General features: G+C 61.4%; 7 protein-coding genes and 1 pseudogene. 3 read left to right on the top strand and 5 right to left on the bottom strand.

Features of this window, described 5'->3' with window-relative positions:
• The first annotated feature begins 10 nt into the window (after nt 1-10).
• Nucleotides 11-451: an excinuclease gene (locus tag J5M72_RS23420; RefSeq protein ID WP_169428517.1), complete on the top strand. Its 441-nt coding sequence runs from the start codon at nt 11-13 to the stop codon at nt 449-451.
• Nucleotides 452-489: 38 nt separating this feature from the next.
• Here J5M72_RS23420 and J5M72_RS29025 read toward each other — a convergent pair.
• Nucleotides 490-591 (bottom strand): annotated as a pseudogene (locus J5M72_RS29025) (transcriptional regulator); the annotation flags it as partial.
• Between the two features lie 50 nt (nt 592-641).
• Here J5M72_RS29025 and J5M72_RS23415 point away from each other — a divergent pair.
• Nucleotides 642-1,079 carry an excinuclease gene (locus J5M72_RS23415; RefSeq protein WP_207867232.1) on the top strand — a complete coding sequence of 146 codons (438 nt, stop codon included), beginning with the start codon at nt 642-644 and terminating at the stop codon, nt 1,077-1,079.
• Here the strand turns inward: J5M72_RS23415 and J5M72_RS23410 are convergent, their stop codons facing one another.
• Nucleotides 1,080-1,976, bottom strand: coding sequence for a LysR family transcriptional regulator (locus tag J5M72_RS23410; RefSeq protein WP_207867231.1), 897 nt, complete (start codon nt 1,974-1,976; stop codon nt 1,080-1,082).
• A gap of 118 nt (nt 1,977-2,094) precedes the next feature.
• Here J5M72_RS23410 and J5M72_RS23405 point away from each other — a divergent pair, with 118 nt between their 5' ends.
• Entirely contained in the window at nt 2,095-3,369 is a 1,275-nt protein-coding gene (locus J5M72_RS23405; RefSeq protein ID WP_207867230.1) for an MFS transporter, read from the top strand.
• Nucleotides 3,370-3,439: 70 nt separating this feature from the next.
• On the opposite strand, the gene hemE is transcribed toward J5M72_RS23405, so the two are convergent.
• The 3 genes from hemE to gltB all read right to left on the bottom strand — a co-directional run bounded on the left by hemE (nt 3,440) and on the right by gltB (nt 10,658).
• A complete protein-coding gene (gene hemE / locus J5M72_RS23400; protein WP_169428513.1) occupies nt 3,440-4,507 on the bottom strand; it encodes a uroporphyrinogen decarboxylase in 1,068 nt (355 codons plus the stop codon).
• A gap of 253 nt (nt 4,508-4,760) precedes the next feature.
• Nucleotides 4,761-6,179, bottom strand: a complete 1,419-nt coding sequence (locus J5M72_RS23395; RefSeq protein ID WP_169428512.1) for an FAD-dependent oxidoreductase — start codon at nt 6,177-6,179, stop codon at nt 4,761-4,763.
• A gap of 33 nt (nt 6,180-6,212) precedes the next feature.
• The gene (gene gltB / locus J5M72_RS23390; RefSeq protein WP_207867229.1) at nt 6,213-10,658 is read right to left on the bottom strand and encodes a glutamate synthase large subunit; all 4,446 of its coding nucleotides are present in this window, start codon (nt 10,656-10,658) and stop codon (nt 6,213-6,215) included.
• Nucleotides 10,659-10,948: the final 290 nt, after the last annotated feature.

Below are 10,948 nucleotides of genomic sequence, written 5' to 3'. Positions count from 1 at the left end.
GGAGACCTCCATGCGTTTGAACAAACTCGCTGCCGCCCTGCTCATCTGCGCGCTGCCAGCCGTCAGCCAGGCCCGTGACACGGCGGTGTACCTGCCGTTCGACAAGGCGGTCGCAGAAGCAACCCGTACCGGCAAGATCGACGGCAGCGTGAAGTTCTATCTGGCGGGGAACGCCCCGGCCGGCAAAGTCAGCGTCGTCAGCCCTGGCGCGGTGACCAACAAGAAGACCAACGCCTTCAACAAGTCCGACCAGGAAGCCTGCGAGTGGGTCGTGCAATCGGCCATCATCAGCCTGCACCAGGCGGCGAAAAACGCCGGCGCCAACGCCGTGACCAACATCGTCAGCTTCTACAAGAGCAACGAGCGCAAGGATGCGAAGAACTACGAGTGCCACGCGGGTGCGATCATGGCCGGCGTTGCCTTGAAGGGTGATCTGGCGACGGTTCAGTAACTGCCGGAAACGACGAAGGGCGCCCTTCGTCGTTCAGCTCATGTGCTGGCATGCAACTTCAGCCCCAGCGCTTTCATGACTTTCAGGATCGTTCCAAACTCGGGATTTACCTCGCCTGACAGTGCGCGATATATGGCGTCTACACTCGTCATACCCATGATTTACTGCGCGTTACGTCAAGGAGATGACCATGCAAGCAAAAGCCCTGATCGCCGCCGCCCTTTTCAGCCTGCTCCCCAGTGCCAGCCACGCCACCAATCTGATGTACATGCCGTTCGAAACCGTGCTGTCGGATGCGATTCGTGCCGGGCGGCTGGATGGCAGTGTGAAGTTTTATCTGATCGGCAACGGGCCCCAGGGCACACCGCAGTTGTTGAAGCGCGGGGTGGTCAGCGACTTGAAGACCAACGGTTTCAACAAAAGCGATCACGACTCCTGCGAGTGGGTGTTGCAGTCGAACCTGATTGCGCTGCAGGCCGAGGCCAAGCGCGTCGGCGCCAATGCGGTGACCAACATCGTCAGCTATTACGACCAGCATGTGCGCAAGGATCTGAACACATACGAATGTCGGGCCGGGGTGTTTGTGACGCGGGTGGCGTTGAAGGGCGATCTGGTGCGGCTGCCCTGATCAACCGGCTTCGACCTTGCGCGTGAGCAGCTCGACAAAGGCCTTGGCCATCGGCGATTTCTGATCCTTGCGCTGCACCAGCCACACCGCCGTCACGGCCTCGGGATCGAGCAGCGGTCGGTAGACCACGCCGTCAATGCGCATCCGCTGATACGAGGCCGGCATGACCGAGACGCCCAGGCCCGCCGCCACCAGGCCGATGATCGTCATCGCCTCCCCCGCTTCTTGGGCGAAGTGCGGACTGAACCCGGCGTCACGGGCCAGGCTGATCAATTGCGAGTACAGACCGCTGCCATAGCTGCGTGGGAAGAACACGAACGGCTCCAGAGCCAACGCCGAGAGAAACAGACCTTCCTCACTGCCTTGGGCCAGAGGATGCTTGGAACTGAGCACCGCCACCAGAGGCTCGCGCGTCAACTCGACCACGCTCAGCGAATCAGGCAAACCCAGCGGGCGCATGATGCCGACCTCGATCGACTCGTCCACCAGTGCGTCGGCCACCATGGTGCTGCTCATCTCCCGCAGGTTCAGGTGCACGGCCGGGAAACGCTGGCGAAAGGAAAAGATCGCCTGGGGAATGGTCGAGTTGAACGGTGCCGACGAGGTGAAGCCGATCTTCAGTTCACCCAGCTCGCCGAGTTGCGCACGGCGGGCCACGTCGGCCGCTTTATCGACCTGGGCCAGCACCAGCCGCGCTTCCTCCAGAAACAGTCGCCCGGCTTCGCTCAGTTCAACCCGACGATTGGTACGCTCGAAAAGCCGTGCGCCGACTTCCTGTTCCAGCGCCTGAATCTGCTGGCTCAGCGGTGGCTGGGAGATGCCCAGCACCTGTGCGGCGCGGCCGAAGTGCAGTTCTTCGGCGACGGCGATGAAGTAGCGCAAGTGACGCAATTCCATGGACACCCCATTAAGTCGTTAAAGCTATCAAACAGGTCGAACAATATATTGGATAGAAACATTAGCCAGCTATATGATTTTTTCATTGCCTGCCTGCCCGCGCCCTCCGAGGTCTGATGTGAAAACCGCCGTCGCTCCACTGGCCCATGAAGTCCCGCCCGCTGCGGCGGACGATGTGCTGACCGAACTGCAAGAGATCTACATCGAGAAAGGCACGCCCGCGTTCATGCGCACGGTACTTGCGCTGTTCAGCGGCGGCTTCGCGACGTTCGCCCTGCTGTACTGCGTGCAGCCGATGATGCCGCTGCTGTCTCACGAATATTCGATCAACGCGGCGCAGAGCAGCCTGATCCTGTCGGTGGCCACCGGCATGCTGGCGTTCGGTCTGCTGATCACCGGCCCGATTTCCGATCGGGTCGGGCGTAAACCGGTGATGGTCGCCGCGCTGTTTGCTGCAGCCCTGTGCACCATCGCCAGTTCGATAATGCCGAGCTGGCACGGTGTGCTGATCATGCGTGCGCTGATCGGGTTGTCGCTCAGCGGTCTGGCGGCGGTCGCAATGACTTACCTGAGCGAGGAAATCCATCCGCAACACATCGGTCTGGCGATGGGCCTGTATATCGGCGGCAACGCGATTGGCGGCATGAGCGGGCGGTTGATCACCGGCGTACTGATCGACTTCGTCAGCTGGCACACGGCGATGCTGGTGATCGGCGGTCTGGCGCTGATCGCGGCGGCGGTGTTCTGGAAAATCCTGCCGGAGTCGCGCAACTTCCGCTCCCGCTCGCTGCATCCACGCAGCCTGCTCGATGGTTTCACCATGCACTTTCGTGATGCAGGCCTGCCGCTGCTGTTCCTTGAGGCGTTCGTGCTGATGGGCGCGTTCGTCACGCTGTTCAACTACATCGGATATCGCCTGCTCGCCGAGCCGTACCACATGGATCAAGTGTTTGTGGGGCTGTTGTCGGTGGTCTACCTGTCGGGTATCTACAGCTCGGCCAAAATCGGTTCGCTGGCCGACAAACTGGGTCGCCGCAAAGTGCTGTGGGCCACCATCGCCCTGATGTTCGCCGGCCTCGCGCTGACGATGCTCACCCCGCTGCCACTGGTGATCATCGGCATGCTGATCTTCACTTTCGGTTTCTTCGCCGCACACTCGGTGGCCAGCAGCTGGATCGGCCGTCGGGCGCTCAAGGCCAAGGGCCAGGCGTCGTCGCTGTACCTGTTCAGCTATTACGCCGGGTCGAGCATCGCCGGGACGGCGGGCGGGGTGTTCTGGCACATGGCCGGGTGGAACGGGATTGGCCTGTTTATCGGCGCGCTGCTGCTGGTGGCGCTGTTGGTGGCGTTGAAGCTGGCGAAGCTGCCGCCGCTGGGTGGCGTCAAAGCTTGATTCACGCCCACAAAAAACGCCCGGCATAAGCCGGGCGTTTTTGTTTTCTAACATTAGAGCTGAGCGCCGATCACTCGTGATACTGCGCCGACAACTCGTGCACCGCGCGCAGGAACGCGCCGGCGTGTTCCGGATCGACTTCCGGCGTGATGCCGTGGCCGAGGTTGAACACGTGGCCGCTGCCTTTGCCGTAGCTGGCGAGGATGCGCCCGACTTCGGTGCGGATCGCTTCAGGCTTGGCGTACAGCACGGTCGGGTCCATGTTGCCTTGCAGGGCGACCTTGTCGCCGACGCGAGCGCGGGCGTTGCCGATGTCGCAGGTCCAGTCCAGGCCCAGTGCGTCAGCGCCGGCGTCGGCGATGCTTTCCAGCCACAGGCCGCCGTTCTTGGTGAAGAGGATCACCGGCACCTTGCGACCGTCGTGCTCGCGGATCAGGCCGCTGACGATTTTCTTCATGTAGGCCAGGGAGAACTCTTGGTACGCCGCCGCCGACAGGTTGCCGCCCCAGGTATCGAAGATCTGCACCGCTTGCGCGCCGGCCTTGATCTGGCCATTGAGGTACGAGGTCACCGACTGCGCCAGCTTGTCCAGCAGCAGGTGCATGGCTTGCGGGTTGTCGTAGAGCATCGCCTTGGTCTTGCGGAAGTCTTTCGACGAGCCGCCTTCGACCATGTACGTGGCGAGGGTCCAAGGGCTGCCGGAGAAACCGATCAGCGGCACACGGCCGTTCAGTTCGCGGCGGATGGTGCTGACCGCGTCCATCACGTAACCGAGGTCTTTGTGCGGATCCGGGATCGGCAGGGCTTCGATGTCGGCCAGGGTGCTGACGACTTTCTTGAAGCGCGGACCTTCACCGGTCTCGAAGTACAAGCCCTGGCCCATGGCATCGGGAATGGTGAGGATGTCGGAGAACAGGATCGCCGCGTCCAGTTGCGGATAGCGGTCCAGCGGTTGCAGCGTGACTTCGCAGGCGAATTCCGGATTCATGCACAGGCTCATGAAATCACCGGCCTGGGCACGACTGGCGCGGTATTCCGGCAGGTAGCGGCCGGCCTGGCGCATCATCCACACAGGGGTGACGTCTACGGGTTGCTTGAGCAGGGCGCGGAGGAAACGGTCGTTCTTCAGGGCAGTCATGTCGGCATCCGGAAAAAAAGTGCGGGCATTTTCTCAGAGCGCGACGCAAAAGGCACGGATGCAGGTCAGCCTTTTGTCTATCGGGTCAATTTGTCGCGCAGGAAATGCGCTATCAGCAACACCCTGAAACGAATGTGGGAGCGGGCTTGCTCGCGAATTCGGTGTGTCAGACAACAAATCTGTCGACTGACACTCCCTCTTCGCGAGCAAGCCCGCTCCCACAGGTTTACTGCATTTCAGCTCGGGATCGCGGTTAGACGCCCAGGTAATCCAGGATCCCTTCCGCCGCATTGCGGCCTTCGAAGATCGCCGTCACCACCAGGTCGGAACCGCGCACCATGTCGCCACCGGCGAAGATTTTCGGGTTGCTGGTCTGGTGCTTGTACTGACCTTGCTCGGGCGCAACGACGCGGCCCTGGCTATCGGTCTGGATTTCGAACTGTTCGAACCACGGCGCCGGGCTCGGGCGGAAACCGAAGGCGATGACCACGGCGTCGGCCGGGATGATCTCTTCGGAGCCCGGGATCGGCTCGGGGCTGCGACGGCCACGGGCGTCCGGTTCGCCGAGACGGGTCTCGACCACTTTCACGCCTTCGACCCTGTCTTCACCAACGATGGCGATCGGCTGGCGGTTATAGAGGAACTTCACGCCTTCTTCCTTGGCGTTTTTCACCTCTTTGCGCGAGCCGGGCATGTTCGCTTCGTCACGACGATAGGCGCAGGTCACCGACTTGGCGCCCTGGCGGATCGACGTGCGGTTGCAGTCCATCGCCGTGTCGCCACCGCCCAGCACCACGACCTTCTTGCCTTTCATGTCGACGAAATCTTCCGGCGACTTTTCAAAGCCCAGGTTGCGGTTGACGTTGGCGATCAGGAAATCCAGCGCGTCATAAACGCCCGGCAGGTCCTCACCGGCAAAACCGCCCTTCATGTAGGTGTAGGTGCCCATGCCCATGAACACGGCATCGTATTCGGCGAGCAGTTGCTCCATGGTCACGTCCTTGCCGACCTCGGTGTTGAGGCGGAACTCGATGCCCATGCCGGTGAAGACTTCGCGGCGATTGCTCAGCACGGTCTTCTCGAGCTTGAACTCGGGGATGCCGAAGGTCAGCAGACCGCCGATTTCCGGGTTCTTGTCGAACACCACCGGGGTCACGCCACCGCGCACCAGCACATCGGCACAACCGAGGCCCGCCGGGCCTGCGCCGATGATCGCGACACGCTTGCCGGTCGGTTTGACCTTGGACATGTCCGGGCGCCAGCCCATGGCGAATGCGGTGTCGGTGATGTACTTCTCGACCGAACCGATGGTCACCGCACCGAAGCCGTCGTTGAGGGTGCAGGCCCCCTCGCACAGACGATCCTGCGGGCACACCCGGCCGCAGACTTCCGGCAGGGTGTTGGTCTGGTGCGACAGCTCGGCAGCCTGGAGGATGTTGCCCTCGGCCACCAGCTTCAGCCAGTTCGGAATGAAGTTGTGCACCGGGCACTTCCATTCGCAATACGGGTTGCCACAACCCAGGCAGCGGTGGGCCTGGTCGGCCGACTGCTGGGGTTTGAACGGTTCGTAGATTTCCACGAACTCTTTCTTGCGTTGACGCAACAGTTTCTTCTTCGGATCCTTGCGCCCGACATCGATGAACTGGAAGTCGTTATTCAGACGTTCAGCCATTGTTAAAACCTCATCAAACTCTTCAGGCGCATATCACTGCGGGTTGGCACGGGTGCTGGAAAGCAACGATTTCAGGTTGGCAGCCTTCGGCTTGACCAGCCAGAAACGACGCAAGTAGTCATCGAGGTTCTCGGCGAGTTCACGACCCCACTCGCTGTCGGTTTCCGCGACGTACTCGTTCAGCACGTTCTGCAGGTGGCTGCGATAGGATTCCATCGCCTCGCCGCTGATCCGCTGGATCTCCACCAGTTCGTGGTTGACCCGGTCAACGAAAGTGTTGTCCTGGTCGAGCACGTAGGCGAAACCACCGGTCATGCCAGAGCCGAAGTTGTAACCGGTCTTGCCCAGGACGCAGACAAAACCACCGGTCATGTACTCGCAGCAGTGATCGCCAGTGCCTTCCACGACCGTGTGGGCACCGGAGTTGCGCACGGCGAAACGCTCGCCTGCGGTGCCGGCGGCGAACAGCTTGCCGCCGGTGGCGCCGTACAGGCAGGTGTTGCCGATGATGGCGCTGTTCTGAGTCTGATAAACGCTGCCCTTCGGCGGCACGATGACCAGTTTGCCGCCCGTCATGCCTTTGCCGACGTAGTCGTTGGCATCGCCTTCCAGGTACAGGTTCAGACCGCCGGCGTTCCACACGCCGAAGCTCTGACCGGCAGTGCCCTTGAAGCGGAAGGTGATCGGCGCTTTCGCCATTCCCTGGTTGCCGTGCTTGCGCGCGATTTCGCCGGAGATCCTTGCGCCGATCGAACGGTCGCAGTTGCAGATATCCAGGTCGAACTCGGCGCCGCTGAGGTCGTTGATCGCCGATGTCGCCATCTCGACCATTTTCTCGGCCAACAGGCCCTGGTCGAACGGCGGGTTGCGCTCGACGCCGCAGAACTGAGGCTTGTCCGCCGGGATGTGATCGCTGCCCAGCAGCGGGGTCAGATCCAGGTGATGCTGCTTGGCGGTCTGGCCTTCGAGGACTTCCAGCAGATCGGTGCGGCCGATCAGCTCTTCGAGGGAACGCACGCCCAGCTTGGCCAGCCACTCACGGGTTTCTTCGGCGACGTAGGTGAAGAAATTCACCACCATGTCGACGGTGCCGATGTAGTGATCCTTGCGCAGCTTCTCGTTCTGGGTCGCGACGCCGGTGGCGCAGTTGTTCAGGTGGCAGATACGCAGGTATTTGCAGCCCAGCGCGATCATCGGCGCAGTACCGAAGCCGAAGCTTTCGGCGCCGAGGATCGCGGCCTTGATCACGTCGAGGCCGGTTTTCAGGCCGCCGTCGGTCTGCACCCGGACCTTGCCGCGCAGGTCGTTGCCACGCAGGGTCTGGTGGGTTTCGGCCAGGCCGAGTTCCCACGGTGCGCCAGCGTATTTGATCGAGGTCAGCGGCGAAGCACCGGTGCCACCGTCGTAGCCGGAGATGGTGATCAAGTCCGCATAGGCCTTGGCCACACCGGCGGCGATGGTGCCGACGCCTGCTTCAGCCACGAGCTTCACCGAAACCAGCGCCTTCGGGTTGACCTGTTTCAGGTCGAAGATCAGCTGCGACAAGTCTTCGATGGAATAGATGTCGTGGTGCGGCGGTGGCGAAATCAGAGTCACGCCCGGCACTGCGTAACGCAGCTTGGCGATCAGCCCGTTCACCTTGCCGCCCGGCAGTTGCCCGCCCTCGCCCGGCTTGGCGCCTTGGGCGACCTTGATCTGCAGCACTTCGGCATTGACCAGGTATTCCGGGGTCACCCCGAAACGGCCGGTCGCGACCTGCTTGATTTTCGAGCTCTTGATGGTGCCGTAGCGCGCCGGGTCTTCGCCGCCTTCGCCGGAGTTGGAACGCGCACCGAGGCGGTTCATGGCTTCGGCCAGGGCTTCGTGCGCTTCCGGCGACAGAGCGCCCAGCGAGATACCGGCGGAGTCGAAGCGCTTGAGCACCGATTCCAGCGGCTCGACTTCACTGATGTCCAGCGGCGTGTCGAGGGTCTTGACCTTGAACAGGTCGCGAATCATCGACACCGGACGGTTGTCCACCAGTGAGGTGTATTCCTTGAATTTGGCGTAGTCGCCCTGCTGCACGGCGGCTTGCAGGGTGTTGACCACGTCCGGGTTGTACGCGTGATATTCGCCACCGTGGACGAACTTCAGCAGACCGCCCTGCTGGATCGGCTTGCGCGGACTCCAGGCTTCGGTGGCCAGTGCTTTCTGTTCGGCTTCGATGTCGACAAAACGCGCCCCTTTGATGCGGCTCGGCACGCCACGGAAGCTCAGGTTGCAGACTTCTTCGGACAGACCGATGGCTTCGAACAGCTGCGCACCGCGATACGAGGCGATGGTCGAGATGCCCATCTTCGACAGGATCTTCAACAGACCTTTGGTGATGCCTTTGCGGTAGTTCTTGAACACCTCGTAGAGGTCGCCCAGCACTTCACCGGTGCGGATCAGGTCGCCCAGCACTTCGTAGGCCAGGAACGGATACACCGCCGAGGCGCCGAAACCGATCAGCACCGCAAAGTGATGCGGATCGCGCGCGGTGGCGGTCTCCACCAGGATGTTGGAGTCGCAGCGCAAGCCTTTTTCGGTCAGACGGTGGTGTACCGCGCCGGTGGCCATCGAGGCGTGGATCGGCAGTTTGCCCGGCGCGATATGGCGGTCGCTCAGGACAATCTGGGTACGACCGGCACGCACGGCTTCTTCAGCCTGATCGGCCACATTGCGGATCGCCGCTTCGAGGCCGACGCTTTCGTCGTAGTTGAGGTCGATGATCTGCCGCTCGAAACCCGGGCGGTCGAGGTTCATCAGCGAGCGCCACTTGGCCGGGGAAATCACCGGCGAGCTGAGGATTACGCGCGACGCGTGTTCCGGCGATTCCTGGAAGATGTTGCGCTCGGCACCGAGACAGATTTCCAGCGACATCACGATCGCTTCACGCAGCGGGTCGATCGGCGGATTGGTCACCTGCGCGAACTGCTGACGGAAATAGTCGTACGGCGTGCGCACGCGCTGGGACAGCACGGCCATCGGCGTGTCGTCGCCCATCGAGCCGACGGCTTCGTAGCCTTGCTCGCCGAGCGGACGCAGTACCTGATCACGCTCTTCGAACGTGACCTGATACATCTTCATGTATTGCTTGAGCTGATCGACGTCGTAGAAAGCCGAACCGTGATCGTTGTCTTCCATGGTCGCCTGGATGCGCAGGGCATTCTTGCGCAGCCATTGCTTGTACGGATGACGGGATTTGAGACGGTTGTCGATCGCGTCGGTGTCGAGGATCTGACCGGTTTCGGTGTCCACGGCGAGGATCTGGCCAGGACCGACGCGGCCCTTGGCGATCACGTCCTGCGGCTGGTAGTTCCAGACGCCGATTTCCGAAGCGACAGTGATGAAACCGTTGGTGGTGGTAACCCAGCGCGCCGGGCGCAGACCGTTACGGTCGAGCAGGCACACCGCGTAGCGACCGTCGGTCATCACAACGCCGGCCGGGCCGTCCCAAGGTTCCATGTGCATCGAGTTGTACTCGTAGAACGCACGCAGGTCCGGGTCCATGGTTTCGACGTTCTGCCACGCAGGCGGAATGATCATCCGCACGCCACGGAACAGGTCGATGCCGCCGGTGACCATCAGTTCGAGCATGTTGTCCATGCTCGAAGAGTCGGAGCCAACGCGGTTCACCAGCGGGCCGAGTTCTTCCAGATCCATCAGATCGTTGGTGAACTTGGTGCGACGGGCCTGAGCCCAGTTGCGGTTGCCGGTGATGGTGTTGATCTCGCCGTTGTGGGCGAGGAAGCGGAATGGCTGGGCCAGCGGCCATTTCGGCAAGGTGTTGGTGGAAAAGCGCTGGTGGAACACGCAAATTGCGGTTTGCAGGCGCTGGTCACCCAGGTCCGGATAGAAAGCGGCCAGATCGGCCGGCATCATCAGGCCTTTATAGATGATGGTCTTGTGGGAAAAGCTGCAGATGTAGTGGTCGGTGTCGGCGGCGTTGGCCACCGACGAACGACGACGGGCGCTGAACAGCTTGACCGCCATGTCCTGATCGCTCAGGCCTTCGCCACCGATGTACACCTGCTCGATCTGCGGCAGGCGCTCAAGGGCGAGGCGGCCGAGGACGCTGGTGTCGATCGGTACTTTGCGCCAGCCGATCAGTTGCAGGCCTTCGGCCAGGATCTCGCGGTTCATGTTCTCGCGAGCGGCTTCGGCCTTGGCCGGATCCTGATTGAAGAAGACCATGCCCACGGCGTATTGCTTGGGCAGCTCGACGCTGAAGGCTTCCTGGGCAATGGCACGCAGGAAGGCGTCGGGTTTTTGAATCAGCAGACCGCAACCGTCACCGGTCTTGCCGTCGGCATTAATCCCACCGCGGTGGGTCATGCAGGTCAGGGCCTCGATGGCCGTTTGCAAAAGGGTATGACTGGGTTCGCCCTGCATATGGGCTATCAGGCCGAAACCGCAGTTATCCTTGAATTCATCTGGTTGGTACAGACCTGCTTTCATAGACACTTTCTCACCAGGCTGCCTCTTTTCGAGGCAAATTTCTTTTCAATTCAACCACTTGCACCTAGCGCCGAACGTACGCCGGCTTTGCGGGGGCAAAAGGGTGGTCATTGTACACAGCGACACAGAGGCTCACAAATTTGACGACGAAATATCGCAAATCCATGTCGCATTTGTGAAAGGTTTAAAACGATCTGCTGTGCTAGTCAAAACTTTTTTAATTTTGACCGCAACGACTCAAAGACTACTGTGACGCAGACACCACAAGGCACGCGGCCCGTAAGGGCGGC

Source organism: Pseudomonas sp. 58(2021) (assembly GCF_017491585.1).
GTDB lineage: Bacteria > Pseudomonadota > Gammaproteobacteria > Pseudomonadales > Pseudomonadaceae > Aquipseudomonas > Aquipseudomonas fluorescens_BT.
This window is presented reverse-complemented; position numbering and strand designations above follow the sequence as displayed.

Excerpts from the sequence above, each read along its gene's own strand:
- J5M72_RS23420 (WP_169428517.1), top strand. The coding sequence starts at position 11 with ATGCGTTTGAACAAACTCGCTGCCGCCCTGCTCATCTGCGCGCTGCCA.
- J5M72_RS23415 (WP_207867232.1), top strand. The coding sequence starts at position 642 with ATGCAAGCAAAAGCCCTGATCGCCGCCGCCCTTTTCAGCCTGCTCCCC.
- J5M72_RS23410 (WP_207867231.1), bottom strand. The coding sequence starts at position 1,976 with ATGGAATTGCGTCACTTGCGCTACTTCATCGCCGTCGCCGAAGAACTG.
- hemE (WP_169428513.1), bottom strand. The coding sequence starts at position 4,507 with ATGACTGCCCTGAAGAACGACCGTTTCCTCCGCGCCCTGCTCAAGCAA.
- J5M72_RS23395 (WP_169428512.1), bottom strand. The coding sequence starts at position 6,179 with ATGGCTGAACGTCTGAATAACGACTTCCAGTTCATCGATGTCGGGCGC.
- gltB (WP_207867229.1), bottom strand. The coding sequence starts at position 10,658 with ATGAAAGCAGGTCTGTACCAACCAGATGAATTCAAGGATAACTGCGGT.